Origin of the sequence: Streptomyces sp. NBC_00273, from assembly GCF_036178145.1 — a bacterium.
GTDB lineage: Bacteria > Actinomycetota > Actinomycetes > Streptomycetales > Streptomycetaceae > Streptomyces.
This window is the reverse complement of record NZ_CP108067.1, coordinates 4,555,510-4,571,526: the sequence shown is the minus strand read 5'-3', so window position 1 is coordinate 4,571,526 and position 16,017 is coordinate 4,555,510. Positions and strand designations below refer to the sequence as shown.

Here is a 16,017-nt window from a genome sequence, read left to right as displayed (position 1 = left end):
ATGTCCGACGAGAAGTGGCAGAACCCGGTGGCGGGCTTCGGCGTGACCTTCAAGGCCATGTTCAAGAAGCGCCTCACCGAGCAGTACCCGGAGCAGGAGAAGACGACCGCACCGCGCTTCCACGGACGGCATCAGCTCAACCGGCACCCCGACGGTCTGGAGAAGTGCATCGGGTGCGAGCTGTGTGCCTGGGCCTGTCCCGCCGACGCGATCTACGTGGAGGGTGCGGACAACACCGAGGAGGAGCGCTACTCCCCGGGTGAGCGGTACGGCCGGGTCTACCAGATCAACTACGCCCGCTGCATCCTGTGCGGGCTGTGCGTGGAGGCGTGCCCGACGAGGGCGCTGACCATGACGAACGAGTTCGAACTGGCTGACTCCAGCCGCGAATCGCTCATCTACACCAAGGAGCAGCTGCTGGCCGGCCTGACCGAGGGCATGGTCGAGGCGCCGCACTCGATCTTCCCCGGCACGGACGACACGGACTACTACCGGGGGCTGGTGACCGGGGCCGCCCCGGGCACCGTCCGGCAGGTCGCGGTGTCCAAGGGCGAAGTCGCCGGCGAAGTCGCTCCGGAGAACGGTCAGTCCACGGAGGTGGACGCATGAGCGCCATCGCCGCCGCCACCTCCATGACCTCCACGGGCGAGGCGATCCAGTTCTGGATCCTCGGCACGGTCGCCGTCATCGGCGCACTGGCCACGATCCTGATGAAGAAGGCCGTGCACAGCGCCCTCAGCCTGGCCGGGACGATGATCATCCTGGCCGTCTTCTACCTCGCCAACGGGGCGTACTTCCTGGGCGTCGTCCAGGTCATCGTCTACACCGGCGCGATCATGATGCTCTTCCTCTTCGTGGTCATGCTCGTCGGCGTCACCGCCGCCGACTCCCTGAAGGAGACCATCAAGGGGCAGCGCTGGCTGGCAGCCCTGTGCGGAATCGGCTTCGGAATCCTGCTGATCGCCGGCATCGCCAACGCCGGGCTCACCCACTTCAACGGGCTCGGCCGGGTCAACTCGGGCGGGCACATCGAGGGCCTGGCACAGCTGATCTTCACCAAGTACGTCTTCGCCTTCGAGATCACCGGCGCGCTGCTGATCACCGCGGCCGTCGGCGCGATGGTGCTCACCCACCGCGAGCGCACCGAACGGGCCGCCACCCAGCGCGAACTCGCCGAGAAGCGGGTCCGCGAGGGCGTCCAGCTCCCGCCGCTGCCCGCGCCCGGCGTCTACGCCCGGCACAACGCGGTGGACGTCGCAGGTCTGCTGCCGGACGGCACCCCGTCCGAGCTGACCGTCAACCGGACGCTGCGCGCCCGCGGCCAGATCCGGGACGTCTCCAGCCAGGCCATCGACGACCTCAAGGCACTGGAGCAGGCCTCCTCGGAGCGCCTCGGCCGTGAGGAGGCCTCGAAGTGAATCCGGTCAACTACCTGTACCTGGCGGCCCTGCTGTTCACGATCGGTGCCGTCGGGGTCCTGATCCGCAAGAACGCGATCGTGCTGTTCATGTGCGTCGAGCTGATGCTCAACGCCTGCAACCTCGCCTTCGTCGCGTTCTCCCGGATGCACGGCAACCTCGACGGCCAGATCATCGCGTTCTTCACGATGGTCGTCGCCGCCGCGGAGGTCGTGGTCGGCCTGGCGATCATCGTGTCGCTGTTCCGTACCCGCCACTCGGCCTCGGTCGACGACGCCAGCCTGATGAAGCTGTAAGGGGTCGCTGTGGAGAACCTGATTGCGCTGCTGATCGCGGCGCCCCTGCTCGGAGCGGTGGTGCTGCTCTGCGGCGGCCGGCGCCTCGACAAGGTCGGTCACTGGATCGGCACCCTGCTCGCGGCCGTCTCCTTCGGGATCGGCGTCGCGCTGTTCGCCGACATGCTGGGGCGCTCGGCCGACGACCGGACCCTGACCCAGAACCTGTACACCTGGATCCCCGTCGAGGGCTTCCAGGCGGACATGGCCTTCCAGCTGGACCAGCTGTCGATGACCTTCGTCCTGCTGATCTCCGGGGTGGGCACGCTCATCCACGTGTACTCGATCGGGTACATGGAGCACGACGAGCGCCGCCGCCGCTTCTTCGGCTACCTCAACCTGTTCGTCGCGGCGATGCTGCTGCTGGTCCTCGCCGACAACTACCTGCTGCTGTACTTCGGCTGGGAGGGCGTGGGCCTCGCCTCGTACCTCCTGATCGGCTTCTGGCAGCACAAGCCCAGTGCGGCCACCGCCGCGAAGAAGGCCTTCCTGGTCAACCGCGTCGGTGACATCGGTCTGTCGATCGCGATCATGCTGATGTTCACCACCTTCGGGACCTTCGCCTTCACGCCCCTGTTCGGCGCGGTGGGCGAGACGTCCGAGGGCACGCTGACGGCGATCGGCCTGATGCTGCTGCTGGCCGCCTGCGGCAAGTCGGCGCAGGTCCCGCTGCAGTCCTGGCTCGGGGACGCGATGGAGGGCCCGACCCCGGTCTCGGCCCTGATCCACGCGGCCACCATGGTGACCGCGGGCGTGTACCTGATCGTCCGCTCGGCCGCGATCTTCAACGGGGCGCCGGACGCCCAGCTGGTGGTCACCGTCGTGGGCGCGGTCACGCTCCTCTTCGGTGCGATCGTCGGTTGCGCGAAGGACGACATCAAGAAGGCCCTGGCGGGCTCGACGATGTCGCAGATCGGCTACATGATCCTCGCCGCGGGCCTCGGCCCGATCGGCTACGTCTTCGCGATCATGCACCTGGTGACGCACGGCTTCTTCAAGGCGGGCCTCTTCCTCGGCGCGGGTTCCGTGATGCACGGGATGAACGACGAGGTCGACATGCGCAAGTACGGGGCCTTGAGGAAGTACATGCCGGTCACCTTCGTCACCTTCGGTCTCGGATACCTGGCGATCATCGGCTTCCCGGGCCTGTCCGGCTTCTTCTCCAAGGACATGATCATCGAGGCGGCCTTCGCGAAGGGCGGCACCGAGGGCTGGATCCTCGGCGGGGTCACCCTGCTGGGCGCCGGCATCACCGCCTTCTACATGACCCGCGTCATGCTCCTCACCTTCTTCGGAGAGAAGCGCTGGCAGCCGGACGACGCCGGCCACGAGCCGCACCCGCACGAGTCCCCGAAGTCCATGACCATCCCGATGGTCATCCTGGCCTTCGGTTCGGTCTTCGCCGGTGCCTTCTTCGAGATCGGCGAGCGCTTCCTGAAGTGGCTGGAGCCCGTCACGGGCTACTCGCACGGCAACCCGCCGGTCAGCGCCATGACGGTGACCGCGGCCACCATGGTGATGCTCCTCGTCGGCGTCGGCATCGCCTGGGCGATGTACGGCAAGCGGCCCGTCCCGGTCGTCGCCCCGCGCGGCTCGTTCCTCACCCGGGCGGCCCGCAAGGACCTCTACCAGGACGACTTCAACCACGTCGTGCTGGTGCGCGGCGGGGAGCACCTGACCCGCTCGCTCGTGTACCTCGACCACAGCGTGGTCGACGGGGTGGTCAACGGGACGGCCGCCTCGGTCGGCGGGCTCTCGGGCCGCCTGCGCAAGCTGCAGAACGGCTACGCCCGCAGCTACGCGGTCTCGATGTTCGGGGGCACGGTGGTCCTGATCGCCGCGACCCTGCTGATGAGGGCGGTGTGAAATGAGTTTCCCGCTTCTGACGGTGACGGCCGCGGTCCCCGCGGTCGGCGCGATCCTCACGGCGGCCGTACCGGCCGCCCGAAGGACCGCCGCCAAGTGGCTCGCGCTGCTCTTCTCGCTGGCGACACTGGCCCTGGCCGTGCTCGTCGCGGTCCGCTTCGATCCGAGCGGTGACCGCTACCAGCTCACCGAATCCCGGCCCTGGATCGCCGACTTCGGCGTCCGCTACGAGCTGGGCGTGGACGGGATCGGGGTGGTGCTCATCGGGCTCACCGCGCTCCTGATCCCCTTCGTGATCGCGGCCGGCTGGCACGACGCCGACCCCCTGGAGACCAAGAGCTCCCGGTGGCGGCCGACCCAGGGCTTCTTCGCCCTGATCCTGCTGGTCGAGGCGATGGTGATCATCTCCTTCGAGGCCACCGACGTCTTCCTCTTCTACATCTTCTTCGAAGCCATGCTCATCCCGATGTACTTCCTCATCGGCGGCTTCGGGGACCGGGCCCACTCGGGCAGCGACGAGAACGCGGCCGCGCAGCGCAGCTACGCGGCCGTCAAGTTCCTCCTCTACAACCTGGTCGGCGGCCTGATCATGCTGGCGGCCGTCATCGGTCTCTACGTGGTCGCCGGGAACTTCTCCCTCCAGGAGATCACCGCCGCCCGCGCCGCGGGCACTCTCGACATGTCGACCAACACCGAGCGGCTGCTGTTCCTCGGCTTCTTCTTCGCCTTCGCGATCAAGGCCCCGCTGTGGCCTTTGCACACCTGGCTGCCGAACGCGATGGGCGAGTCCACCGCCCCGGTCGCCGTACTGATCACCGCGGTCGTCGACAAGGTCGGCACCTTCGCGATGCTCCGCTTCTGCCTCGGGCTCTTCCCCGACGCCAGCAAGTGGGCCACGCCGGTGATCCTCGTCCTGGCCCTGATCAGCATCGTCTACGGCGCGCTGGTCGCGGTCGGCCAGCGGGACATCAAGCGGCTGGTCGCCTACGCCTCGATCTCGCACTTCGGCTTCATCATCCTGGGCATCTTCGCGATGACCTCCCAGGGCCAGTCCGGCGCCACCCTCTACATGGTCAACCACGGCCTGTCGACGGCGGCGCTGATGCTGGTGGCCGGCTTCCTGATCTCGCGGCGCGGCTCGCGGCTCATCGCCGACTACGGCGGCGTCCAGAAGGTGGCGCCGGTCCTCGCCGGCACCTTCCTGATCGGCGGCCTCGCCACCCTCTCGCTGCCGGGCCTCGCGCCCTTCGTCAGCGAATTCCTGGTCCTGGTCGGCACGTTCGCCCGGTACCCGGTCGTCGGGATCATCGCCACCACCGGCATCGTGCTCGCCGCGCTCTACACCCTGGTGCTCTACCAGCGCACGATGACCGGCCCCGTGAAGGAGGAGGTCCGCGCCATGCCGGACCTGCGCCTGCGGGAGGTCCTGGTGGTCGCCCCGCTGATCGCCCTGCTGATCGGGCTGGGCGTCTACCCGAAGGTGCTCACCGACATCGTCAACCCGGCGGTGGAGCACACCATGTCGGACGTGAAGCAGACGGACCCGCAGCCCGAGGTCGACGTCGAAGCGAAGAACGGGGAGGTGGCGAAGTGAGCGCGCTGACTTCCGCCCACAGCCTGTGGACACTGGCGGCCGAGGCACCGGCCGACCGGATCCCGGCACCGACCATCGAGTACGCACAGCTCGCACCCACGCTGATCGTGGTGGGCGCGGCGGTGCTCGGGATCCTCGTCGAGGCCTTCGTGCCCCGCAAGTCTCGTTACTACGTGCAGGTGTTCCTCGCCGTCGCGGCGCTGGCCTCGGCCTTCGCCGCGGTCGTGGGCCTCGCGGCCGGCGGGTACGGGTCCGGCAAGGCCCACATCGCCGCGATGGGCGCCATCGCCGTGGACGGCCCGGCGCTCTTCCTGCAGGGCACCATCCTGCTGGCCTCGGTCGTGGCGGTCTTCACCTTCGCCGAGCGGCGCCTGGACCCCGCGGCGCACGGCAACCGGGTGGATTCCTTCGCCGCCCAGGCGGCGTCCGTACCGGGCAGCGACAGCGAGAAGGCCGCCGTCAAGGCGGGCTTCACCACCACCGAGGTCTTCCCGCTGGCCCTGTTCGCGATCGCCGGCATGCTGATCTTCCCGGCGGCCAACGACCTGCTGACGCTGTTCATCGCCCTCGAGGTGTTCTCCCTCCCGCTGTACCTGCTCTGCGCCGTCGCCCGCCGCCAGCGGCTGATGTCGCAGGAGGCCGCGGTGAAGTACTTCCTCCTGGGCGCCTTCTCCTCCGCCTTCCTCCTCTTCGGCATCGCGCTGCTCTACGGGTACGCGGGCTCGGTCTCGTACGCGGTGATCGCCGATGTGGTCGACGGCACGGTCGCGAAGATCGACCCGGCGCTGGCCTCCACCATGGGCAATGACGCACTGCTGCTGATCGGCGGCGCGCTGATCCTGATGGGCCTGCTCTTCAAGGTCGGCGCGGTCCCCTTCCACATGTGGACCCCGGACGTCTACCAGGGCGCCCCGACCCCGGTCACCGGTTTCATGGCGGCGGCCACCAAGGTGGCCGCCTTCGGCGCCCTCCTGCGCCTGCTCTACGTGGTCCTGCCGGGGCTGCGCTGGGACTGGCGTCCGGTGATGTGGGCGGTGGCCATCGTCACCATGCTCGCGGGCGCGGTGATCGCCGTGACCCAGACGGACGTCAAGCGGCTGCTCGCCTACTCCTCCATCGCGCACGCCGGCTTCATCCTGGCCGGTGTGATCGCGACCTCGGCGCGGGGCGTCCAGTCCGTCCTCTTCTACCTGGGTGCCTACTCCTTCGTGACGATCGGCGCCTTCGCGGTGGTCACGCTGGTGCGCGACGCGGGCGGCGAGGCCACGCACCTGTCCAAGTGGGCAGGGCTCGGCCGGCGTTCGCCGCTGACGGCGGCCGTCTTCGCGGTGTTCCTGCTCGCCTTCGCGGGCATCCCGCTGACCTCCGGCTTCACGGGCAAGTTCGCCGTGTTCAGTGCGGCGGCGGAGAGCGGCGCCGGGGTGCTGGTCGTGATCGGTGTGATCTCGTCCGCGATCGCCGCGTTCTTCTACATCCGGGTGATCGTCCTGATGTTCTTCAGCGAGCCGAAGGCCGACGGCCCGACGGTGGCGGTCCCCTCGCCGCTGACGATGACCACCATTGCGGTGGGCGTCGCGGTCACCCTGGTCCTGGGCCTCGCCCCGCAGTACTTCCTGGACCTGGCGGGGCAGGCGAGCACCTTCGTCCGCTGACTGGTTCGCGGCACGGGACAGGGCCCGGCCCCCCCTCGGGGGAAGCCGGGCCCTTCGCCGTTGGCGCGGGGACCACCGCTTCGTACGCGGCCGACTAGTGCCCGTGGGTGTGCCCGCCGCCCCCCGGGGCCGGGCTCTTCTTGGGGCAGGTCAGCGCCGGGTTCCAGTTGTGGAAGCGGCCCGCCGGGTTCTCCTTGTACGCCCACATGTGCAGGTCGTAGTGCTTGGGCATGCCCGCCCAGTGGCCGGGCATCGGCCCGTCGAAGGGCAGACCGAACATGCTCGGCCGGTCGTCGCTGGTCTTCAGGTCCTGGTCCCGGTCGGTCGCCATCCACTCCACCGTCTCGAGCTTGCGGAGGCCGTTGCGGCCTTTGTCCTTGCTGTAGAGGAGCGCGGTCGGCCTGGCGGGGTCCTTCGAACCCCAGTTGGCCTGCTTGACGTAGTGGTAGCCCATGGCACCCACCCCGAACGGGTTGGTCATGCATTCCGAGCCGTGCGGGACGTACCCGTCCCTGAGTGCCGCCCGCTCGTCCGCGTACTTGGCCGTCACCGCGATCGCCGTCGCCATGTCCCGCATGGCCTGCCCGTTCCGGGGATCGGGCGCGGGCCCCTCCACCCCGTGCGCCGGGACCACGGTGGCCAGGCCCAGCGACACGGCGGCGGTGATCACGAGAGCGGCCTTGCGGACATCGGGGGACATGGGGACTCCTGCCGTCGACGGGCTTTCGTCCACCATCCCGGCGCCCCGCGGTCCCTGCACGCCGCGGACCCCCGAACGGGGGGCCGACACCACCGCCTGACACTGCGTGAGGGTCAGGCCGCACGCCCCGCGTACGCGCGGACGTCCGCGTCCGGGTCCGAGACCGCCGTGGCGAGGGCCGCCCGGGCCTGCGGGGCGTCCCGGTGCGCCAGCAGAGCGAGGACCGCGGCCTTGCGGACATCCGCGTTGGCGTCGGCCAAGGCCTTCGCCAGAGCCGGTACCGCCGTCTCCGGGGCGGCCGCCGACAGCCCGGCCGCCGCCCCCGCCCGGACCTGCCAGGCCGCGTCGGCCAGGGCCGCCACCGCGGTACGGGCGTACCCGTCAGGGCAGCCGACCGAGGCCAGCGCGCCCAGCGCCGCACCCCGCACCAGCGGGTCGGCATCCACCAGCAGCGGGTCCAGCGGGCCCGGAGCCGGGGCGTGCACCGAGGCCAGGCCCTTGGCCACCGCCACGCGGACCTCGCGGGCCGGGTCCGCGGCGGCCGCGGCCAGCTCCGGGACGGCGTCCACCGAAACCAGCGCCCGGACCGCGTGGATGCGGACCTCCGGATCGGCGTCGGCCAGCGAGGCGGCGTACGCCTGCACGTCACCCAGCCGCAGCGCCCGCAGGGCTTCGAGCGCGGCGGAGCGCACCGCGGGATCGGGCACGGCGAGGGCGGCGCGCAGGCCCGCACCCAGCTCCGGCCCGCCCGGCAGGACCTCCACGAGCTCGCGCAGCGCGGCCGCGGCAGCCGCCCGTACGACGGGAGCGGCGTCGGCGAGGCGCGCGGCCAGCGCGGGCCCGGCGCCGGGCGGTACGGTCTCGCCGAGCGCGGCCACGGCCGCGGCCCGTACCGCCGGATCCGGGTCGGCCAGGTAGGGCGTGAGGGCGTCCAGGTCGGGTGACTCCTCGGCGAGGACGAGCAGTTCCAGGATCCGGGGCGAGGACGCGGAGCCGTGCGCGGGTACTGCGGCCGAGCCTTCCGGGCCTTCCGGGCCGCCCGTGGTCGGGGCGGTCTGCGCGCGGGCCGCCGGGGCCGCCTCGCGGGGGCCCGCCGTGGCCACCGGGACGAGGTCGACCTCGCCCAGGTGCCGTGCGGGGCCGCCGGCCGGGGCGAACCCGTCGACCGGCACCAGGTACGGCTCCACCGGCCGGGCGGTGAACTCCATCGCTCCCGAGGCCGATTTGCGCAGGTCCAGGTGGTACAGCCAGCCCGTGTCGTCGCGCTCGGGGTGGTCGAGGCGCTCGTGGTAGAGGCCCCAGCGGGACTCGGTACGGGCCAGCGAGGAACGGGCCGCCATCTCCGCGCAGTCCCGGATGAAGGACACCTCGGCGCACCGCATCAGCTCGTGCGCGGTCCTCGCGCCCATCTCCGCGATCTCACCGGTCATCCGGTCGAAGGCCGCCACGGCCAGCGAGAGCTTCGCACCCGTCTTCGGTGGGGCCACGTAGTCGTTGACGAACCGCCGCAGCTTGTACTCCACCTGCGGCTGCGGCGGTCCGTCCGGGTTGCGTAAAGGGCGGTAGATCAGCTCGTGGGCCGCCGCCAGCTGGTCGGCCGGCAGCGTGCCCTCGTACGCGGCGTACCGGGCCGCGTCCCCGCCCGCCAGATCACCGAAGACGAACGCCCCGATCATGTAGTTGTGCGGTACGGACGCCAGGTCCCCGGCCGCGTACAACCGCGGCACCGTGGTGCGCGCGCGGTCGTCGACGCGGACGCCGGACGCCGAGTGGCCGCCGCACAGCCCGATCTCCGAGATGTGCATCTCGATGTCGTGGGTGCGGTAGTCGTGGCCGCGGCCCGTGTGGAAGGTGCCGCGCGTCGGCCGTTCGGTGGTGTGCAGGATGGACTCCAGGGAGGCCACCGACTCCTCCGGGAGGTGGCTGAGCTTGAGGTACACCGGTCCCCGGTCCGAGGCGAGTTCGGCGGCGAACTCGGCCATCATCTGCCCCGACCAGTAGTCGGAGTCCACGAACCGCTCGCCGTGCCGGTTGACCTGGTAGCCGCCGAACGGGTTCGCCACGTAGGCGCACGCCGGCCCGTTGTAGTCCTTGATCAGCGGGTTGATCTGGAAGCACTCGATCCCGGTCAGCGCGGCGCCCGCGTGGTAGGCCATGGCGTAGCCGTCGCCCGCGTTGGTCGGGTTCTCGTACGTGCCGTACAGGTACCCGGAGGCGGGCAGTCCGAGCCGGCCGCACGGGCCGGTCGCCAGGACGACCGCTCCGGCGCGCACGGTCACGAAGGCGCCGGTGCGGGTGTTGAAGGCGGCCGCGCCGATCGCCCGGCCGTCCTCGGGCGAGGTCAGGACCCGTACCGGCATCACCCGGTTCTCGATCCGGATGCGCTCGCGCATCTCGCGGCGCCGCAGCTGCCGGTAGAGGACCTTCTTGACGTCCTTGCCCTCCGGCATGGGCAGCACGTACGAGCCCGAGCGGTGGACCTGGCGCACCGCGTACTCGCCGTGCTCGTCCTTCTCGAACTTCACGCCGTACGACTCCAGGCGCTGCACCATCGCGAACCCGCGGGTGGCGGTCTGGCGGACCGTGGACTGGTCGACGACGCCGTCGTTGGCCCGGGTGATCTCGGCGACGTAGTCGTCGGGCTCGGCGCGGCCGGGGACGACGGCGTTGTTGACCCCGTCCATGCCCATGGCGAGCGCCCCGGAGTGACGGACGTGCGCCTTCTCCAGGAGCAGGACCCGCGCGCCCCGCTCGGCGGCGGTCAGCGCCGCCATCGTTCCGGCGGTGCCGCCGCCGATGACGAGGACGTCGCAGGAGAGTTCCTCGGCGTCGCCGATCGCGGGGATGTCCATGGTGCGGCCCTTCAGAGTGAGTGGATGATCTGCTGCCGGAGCCCGGCGTTCGGGGCCCCGCGGTCGCGCGGCCGCGGTACGGGGACCACCTGCGCGGCGGCGAGCAGCGCGACGCGGTCGCCGAGGAACAGCGCCTCGTCCACGTCGTGGGTGACGAAGACGACGGTCGCGCCGGTGCCCGCGAGGACGTCCACGAGGAGGTCCTGCATCTCGGCGCGGGTCTGGGCGTCGAGCGCCCCGAAGGGTTCGTCCATCAGGACGGCGCGCGGGCGCGCGGCGAGGGCGCGGGCCAGCTGCACGCGCTGGCGCTGTCCGCCCGAGAGCTGGTGCGGGAACTTGTGTGCGTGCCCGTCCAAGCCGACCCGCTCCAACCACTCCCCGGCGGTCCGCCGCCGGGCCCGCCGGGCGGCACGGGACAGGTCGAAGGCGGGCGAGCGGCCGTGCCGGTCGGGCACCGCGCCCTTCTCCGCGCCCTGCTCCTCGGACGGGCCCCGCGAGCGCCCGATGGCGAGCGGGAGTTCGACGTTGGCCCGGACCGTGCGCCAGGGCAGCAGGGCGTCGTCCTGGAAGACCAGCGCACGGTCGGCGTCCGGGCCGCGGACCGGGGCGCCGTCCTGTTCCACCACGCCGTCGAGCGGCGGCAGCAGCCCCGCGAGGGTGCGCAGGAGCGTGGACTTGCCGCAGCCGGACGGGCCCACGACGGCGAGCACCTCCCCGGGCTCGACCGTCAGATCGACCCCGTCGAGCACCGCGTTCCCGCGGTGCCCGAGCCGGACGCCGCGCAGCGCGAGCCGCGCTCCGTGCGGCGCGGGGTGCGCCGCAGCGCCGGGACCGGTTCGGGCGTCTGCCTGGGTCAGGCTCATGGGGTCACCTCTCGGGTCTGCTCGGGGAAGGGCCCCGATTCCGAACGCGGGCCGGTCGCGCCGGCCCGGGCCGTGGCCGGGGCCGTGGCCGGGAGCGGGTCCCGGGGCGAGCGGCCGGGGCCCCGCTCCGTACGGGTGCGGGCGGCGGAGGCCGGCACGGGGCCGGAGGAGTCGCGCGCCGGCAGCCACCGCGTCAGACGGCGGCCCGCGCGCTCCACCGCCGTGGAGGTCAGCCAGCCCAGCGCGCCGATGGTGACCATGCCGACGAAGACGCCGGGGTAGTCGATCACCGTGTAGTCCTGCCAGGTCCGGTAGCCGACCCCGTACTCGCCGGAGATCATCTCGGCCGAGATCACACAGATCCAGGCCACCCCGATCCCGACCGACAGGCCCCCGAAGATGCCCGGCAGAGCGCCCGGGAGCACCACGGAGAAGAGGATCCGCGCCCGGCCGCCGCCCATGGTCAGGACCGCCTCCTCCCACACCGGGGTCAGCGCCCCCACCGCGTGCCGCGTGGAGACCAGCACCGGGAAGAAGGCGGCCGTGCAGGTGATGAACACGATCCCCTGCTCGTTGGAGGGGAACAGCAGGATCGCCACCGGTACCAGCGCGATCGCCGGTACCGGACGCAGCACCTCCAGCAGCGGGCCCAGCACGTCGGCCGCGATCCGCGACCGGGCGATCGCCGTGCCCACCGCCACGCCCGCGACCGCGGCGAGCAAGAAGCCCGTCACGATCCGGCGCAGGCTGGAGGCCAGGTCCTGCCAGAAGGGCCCGGTCCCGGCCCGCTCGGCGAACGCCCCGGCGACCTCGCCCACCGTCGGGAACTGCTCGAAGCGCAGCCACACGTTCACGTCCAGCGAGGTCAGCCCCTGCCACACGAGCAGGGCCGCGCCGAGCGAGGCCGCCCGCAGCAGCCAGCGGCCGCCCGTCATGACGCCAGGGTCCCGGCCTCGGCGAAGCTCACGATCCGCGCCCCGGTCCCCTGGTGCGCCGCCACGTAGGCCTTCGCGCCCGCTGGTGTGACGAAGGCGCGCAGCTCCGGCCCTTCGGCGACCCACACCGCCTTGTCCGCGAACCAGAGCGTGCCCGTCACCGCGTCCGGCACGTACGCCGCCCGGACGTCCGCGCCTCGTGCCGCCTTCAGCAGCTCGCGCGGGGAGTCGAAGGACCGGGTGCGGGCCTGGCCCTTCAGCCACAGCTCGGGCCGGGCGGCCACCGCCTCGGGGTACTCCGCGGTCCCGGCCGCCACCCGTGCCAGCGGCTCCGGATCCACGAAGGCGTCCACGTCCACGTCGCCGACCAGCTTGGCGTCCTTGAGCACCGGCACGTCCTGCTTCAGCGCGTCGATCAGCTCCGGGCGCAGGGCCGGGTCGAAGGTCGCGATGCCGTTCGCCCCGTTGTAGAGGTACACCACCTCCGCCGGCAGCCCGGTCTCCTTCGCCACCGACTCGGCGGCCGCCACCGGCTCCGTGCGCAGGTGGTCGGTGGCCCGGCGCTGCGCCCGCAGGAAGTCGTCGAGCACGCCGGCCCGCTCCTTCGCGAACTTCTCGCGCACGGTGACCCCGTGGAAGGTCGGCAGGTTCAACTCGGCGCCGTCGTACAGGGCCTTGGCCCGGCCCTCGTACGCCAGCTGGCCCGGCCACGCCACGAACTGCGAGAGCGCGTCGACACTGCCCGCCTGGAGTGCCGAAGCGCCCACGCTGGGCTGTTGGTTGAGCTTCTCGATGCCGCCCGACGGGTCGATCCCGGCGCGCTGCAGCGCCCGTACCAGCGTTCCGTCGGCCGCCGAGCCGACGCTCGTCGACACCTTCTTGCCGCGCAGGTCGGCCAGGGACTCCAGCTTCGAATCCGGTGCGGTGACCACGGTGTTGAGGCCGCCGCGCAGGTTGTAGCCGGTCACGGAGACGAGGTGGGTGGGCTGCTTCAGCTCCTTGCCGCGCACCGCGTTGATGAGGAGCGGGAAGTCGCCCATCGAGCCGATGTCGATCTTCCCGGCGGTCATCTGGGCGGTGATGGGGGCGCCGGTGGCGTAGTCCTGCCAGTCCACCTCGTAGGTGATGCCGTCCTTCTTGCCGCGCGCGGCGAGCTCTTCCTCGAAGTAGCCGAGGGAGCGCAGCAGGGTGCCGGCTGTGACGGTGTTGATGGTCTTGGACTGGTAGCCGACGGTCACGGTGACGGTCTTGGAGCCGGTCGCCCCGGCGGAGCCGGAGCAGGCCGTGGCCAGTGGGGCGAGGAGCAGGGCGAGCGCGGCGGGCGCGAGTGCCTTCGTACGCGTCGTACGCATGGTGAGGGGACCTTTCACCGGAGCAGGTAGGGCATGTTGACGGTGACCGCGCCGGTGGGACAGCGGGCGGCGCACGGGCCGCAGTACCAGCACTCGTCGACGTGCATGTAGGCCTTGCCGTTGTCCTCGCGGATCGCGAGCGAGTCGAGCGGACACATGTCGACGCAGAGCGTGCAGCCGTCGATGCACAGGGACTCGTCGATGGTCACGGGCACGTCGCCGCGCTGGGGCACCACGGGCATGGCTGTCTCCAGGAAGGTGGGTACGTTCGGTGTCGGAGGGGGTTCAGAGGGAGCGGCGCAGCAGGCCGCTCATGGTGATCCGGTCGCCGCGGAAGCGGATGAACTCCAGGTCCACGGGCCGGCCGTCGCCCAGGTGGGTGAGGCGCTCCAGCATCAGGACGGCGGCCCCGCGCGGGGCCTGGAGGACGGCGGCGGAGTGCGCGTCGGCGTTGACGGCCTCGAGGGTGATCTCGGCGTGCCCGAGCGGCTGCCCGGTCAGCTGCTCCAGGAGCCGGAAGACGTCGGTGTTCTCCAGGTCGCAGCCGAGCAGTCCGGCGCCGATGTCCATCGGGACGTAGGTGAGGTCGAGGGAGAGCGGCAGCCCGTTGAGGCGCCGCAGCCGTTCGATGTAGAGCACGTCGGCGTGCTCGGGCAGGCCGAGCCGCCCGGCGACCGGGGCGGGGGCGCGGACGGGGCCGACGGTGCGGACCTCGTTGGTCACCCGGCCGTGCTCGTTCAGGGTCTCGGCCAGGCCTTGCAGGCGGTCCAGGCCGTGCGGGTACTTCTCGCAGACCACGACGGTGCCCACGCCCGGGCGGCGCTCCACGAGCCGCTCGCCGCGCAGCAGGTCGAGGGCCTGGCGGACGGTGTTGCGGCCGGCGCCGTAGGAGTCGGCGAGCTCTCCCTCCAGGGGGAGGACCCCGTTGGGGTAGCCGCCCACCAGGATCTGGTGGCGCAGGAGGTCGGCGAGCTGCCGTGCCTGGTCCGCGCGCAGTCGCCGCCGGCGCGCGGCGGCGACCGGGACGGTGTGCGTGGCGGTTCGTTCGGCTGGCATGGCAGGGAACGTACCGGCGGCCCGGCGCCGGTGGTGTTGCCGCAGTGTTGCGCCACCTGACGGCGCTTCCGCAGGGCTCTGAGCTGCGGTTTCGTCGGGGTGGCGGAAAGATCCGCCACCCCGACGACCGAAGGGTGGACTAGCGGGCGCCCACGATGCGGCCGGTGACCTCGCCGAGGCCGACGCGCGTGCCGTCCGGGCCGGGGGCCCAGGCGGTGAGGGTGACGGTGTCCCCGTCCTCCAGGAAGGTGCGCTTGCCGTCGGTGAGCTCGATGGCGTCGCGGCCGTTCCAGGTGAGCTCCAGCAGCGAGCCGCGCTGGCCGACCTCGGGACCGCTGACGGTGCCGGAGCCGAAGACGTCGCCGGTGCGCAGGGAGGCGCCGTTGACGGTCATGTGGGCGAGCTGCTGGGCGGCCGTCCAGTACATGGTGGCGAAGGGCGGCTGCGCCACTTCCTGCCCGTTGATGGAGACGGTGATGCGCAGGTCGAAGCCGCCGGGGCGGTCGAAGTCGGCGTCGTCCAGGTAGGGCTGGAGCGGGAAGTCCCGGGCGGGCGGGGCGACGCGTGCCGCGTCGAGGGCCTCCAGCGGGGTGACCCAGGCGGAGACGGACGTGGCGAAGGACTTGCCGAGGAACGGGCCGAGCGGCACGTACTCCCAGGCCTGGATGTCGCGCGCCGACCAGTCGTTGAGCAGGAACAGCCCGAAGACGTGCTCCTCGAAGTCGCCCAGCGCCACCGGGCGGCCCAGCTCGGAGGGGGTGCCGACGACGAAGCCGACCTCGGCCTCGATGTCGAGCTTGACGGAGGGGCCGAAGACGGGCGCCGGGTCGGTGGGCGCCTTGCGCTGGCCGCTGGGGCGCACGACGTCGGTGCCGGAGACCACGATCGTGCCGGAGCGGCCGTGGTAGCCGATGGGCAGGTGCTTCCAGTTGGGCGTCAGGGCGTCGCCGTCCGGGCGGAACATCTTCCCGACGTTGGTGGCGTGGTGCTCGCTCGCGTAGAAGTCGACGTAGTCGGCGACCTCGTACGGGAGGTGCAGGGTGACCTCGTCGAGCGGTACCAGGTGCGGCTCGACGGTGGGGCGGTGGCCGGGGTCGGTCACCCAGGCGGTCAGCGCGCGGCGCACGTCGCGCCAGGCGGTGTGGCCGGCGCCCAGCAGCGGGTTGAGGGAGTCCCGTCCGAGCAGGCCCGCGAACGGGGAGCCGAGCGCGGCCGCGGCCGCCCCCGCGTCGAGGACGAATCCGCCGATGCGCACGCCGACCCGTCGCCGGTCGTCCGCGGCGGTCGAGAAGACGCCGTAGGGGAGGTTGTGCGGCCCGAACGGGTCGCCCTCGGGGACATCGAGGGGGCTCTGCTGGGGCATGGGGTACTGCCTCGCTTTCGACGCGGTCCGG

General features: G+C 71.8%; 14 protein-coding genes. 6 read left to right on the top strand and 8 right to left on the bottom strand.

Annotation, left to right across the window (positions count from 1 at the left end):
• Genes nuoI through nuoN form a run of 6 tightly spaced genes read left to right on the top strand, consistent with a single transcriptional unit; the run spans nt 1 to nt 6,865 of the window.
• Entirely contained in the window at nt 1–609 is a 609-nt protein-coding gene (nuoI, locus tag OG386_RS19685; protein ID WP_327383817.1) for an NADH-quinone oxidoreductase subunit NuoI, read from the top strand.
• Nucleotides 606–1,418 carry an NADH-quinone oxidoreductase subunit J gene (locus tag OG386_RS19680; RefSeq protein ID WP_328789236.1) on the top strand — a complete coding sequence of 271 codons (813 nt, stop codon included), beginning with the start codon at nt 606–608 and terminating at the stop codon, nt 1,416–1,418. Before nuoI ends, OG386_RS19680 begins: the two co-directional genes overlap by 4 nt.
• The gene (gene nuoK, locus OG386_RS19675; protein WP_030016652.1) at nt 1,415–1,714 is read left to right on the top strand and encodes an NADH-quinone oxidoreductase subunit NuoK; all 300 of its coding nucleotides are present in this window, start codon (nt 1,415–1,417) and stop codon (nt 1,712–1,714) included. Before OG386_RS19680 ends, nuoK begins: the two co-directional genes overlap by 4 nt.
• A 9-nt stretch (nt 1,715–1,723) precedes the next feature.
• Nucleotides 1,724–3,619 carry an NADH-quinone oxidoreductase subunit L gene (gene nuoL / locus OG386_RS19670; protein ID WP_328789234.1) on the top strand — a complete coding sequence of 632 codons (1,896 nt, stop codon included), beginning with the start codon at nt 1,724–1,726 and terminating at the stop codon, nt 3,617–3,619.
• A 1-nt stretch (nt 3,620) separates the two neighbouring features.
• A complete protein-coding gene (locus tag OG386_RS19665) occupies nt 3,621–5,213 on the top strand; it encodes an NADH-quinone oxidoreductase subunit M (RefSeq protein ID WP_328789233.1) in 1,593 nt (530 codons plus the stop codon).
• A gap of 5 nt (nt 5,214–5,218) precedes the next feature.
• The gene (nuoN, locus tag OG386_RS19660) at nt 5,219–6,865 is read left to right on the top strand and encodes an NADH-quinone oxidoreductase subunit NuoN (RefSeq protein WP_385286274.1); all 1,647 of its coding nucleotides are present in this window, start codon (nt 5,219–5,221) and stop codon (nt 6,863–6,865) included.
• A gap of 94 nt (nt 6,866–6,959) precedes the next feature.
• Here nuoN and OG386_RS19655 read toward each other — a convergent pair whose 3' ends face one another.
• The 8 genes from OG386_RS19655 to fahA all read right to left on the bottom strand — a co-directional run bounded on the left by OG386_RS19655 (nt 6,960) and on the right by fahA (nt 15,986).
• The gene (locus OG386_RS19655; RefSeq protein WP_328789230.1) at nt 6,960–7,565 is read right to left on the bottom strand and encodes a hypothetical protein; all 606 of its coding nucleotides are present in this window, start codon (nt 7,563–7,565) and stop codon (nt 6,960–6,962) included.
• Between the two features lie 113 nt (nt 7,566–7,678).
• Nucleotides 7,679–10,417 (bottom strand): fumarate reductase/succinate dehydrogenase flavoprotein subunit, encoded by a 2,739-nt coding sequence (locus OG386_RS19650; protein WP_328789229.1) that lies wholly within the window; start codon nt 10,415–10,417, stop codon nt 7,679–7,681.
• 11 nt (nt 10,418–10,428) lie between these two features.
• Nucleotides 10,429–11,280 carry an ABC transporter ATP-binding protein gene (locus OG386_RS19645; RefSeq protein WP_328789228.1) on the bottom strand — a complete coding sequence of 284 codons (852 nt, stop codon included), beginning with the start codon at nt 11,278–11,280 and terminating at the stop codon, nt 10,429–10,431.
• Nucleotides 11,277–12,215 carry an ABC transporter permease gene (locus OG386_RS19640; protein ID WP_328789227.1) on the bottom strand — a complete coding sequence of 313 codons (939 nt, stop codon included), beginning with the start codon at nt 12,213–12,215 and terminating at the stop codon, nt 11,277–11,279. The genes OG386_RS19645 and OG386_RS19640 overlap by 4 nt, the downstream gene beginning before the upstream one ends.
• Nucleotides 12,212–13,567: an ABC transporter substrate-binding protein gene (locus tag OG386_RS19635; protein WP_328789226.1), complete on the bottom strand. Its 1,356-nt coding sequence runs from the start codon at nt 13,565–13,567 to the stop codon at nt 12,212–12,214. The genes OG386_RS19640 and OG386_RS19635 overlap by 4 nt, the downstream gene beginning before the upstream one ends.
• 14 nt (nt 13,568–13,581) lie before the next feature.
• Nucleotides 13,582–13,809, bottom strand: coding sequence for a 4Fe-4S dicluster domain-containing protein (locus OG386_RS19630; RefSeq protein ID WP_030011381.1), 228 nt, complete (start codon nt 13,807–13,809; stop codon nt 13,582–13,584).
• A gap of 43 nt (nt 13,810–13,852) precedes the next feature.
• A complete protein-coding gene (locus OG386_RS19625) occupies nt 13,853–14,623 on the bottom strand; it encodes a GntR family transcriptional regulator (RefSeq protein ID WP_328789225.1) in 771 nt (256 codons plus the stop codon).
• 139 nt (nt 14,624–14,762) lie between these two features.
• Nucleotides 14,763–15,986 (bottom strand): fumarylacetoacetase, encoded by a 1,224-nt coding sequence (gene fahA / locus OG386_RS19620; protein ID WP_328789224.1) that lies wholly within the window; start codon nt 15,984–15,986, stop codon nt 14,763–14,765.
• Between the last annotated feature and the right edge of the window lie 31 nt (nt 15,987–16,017).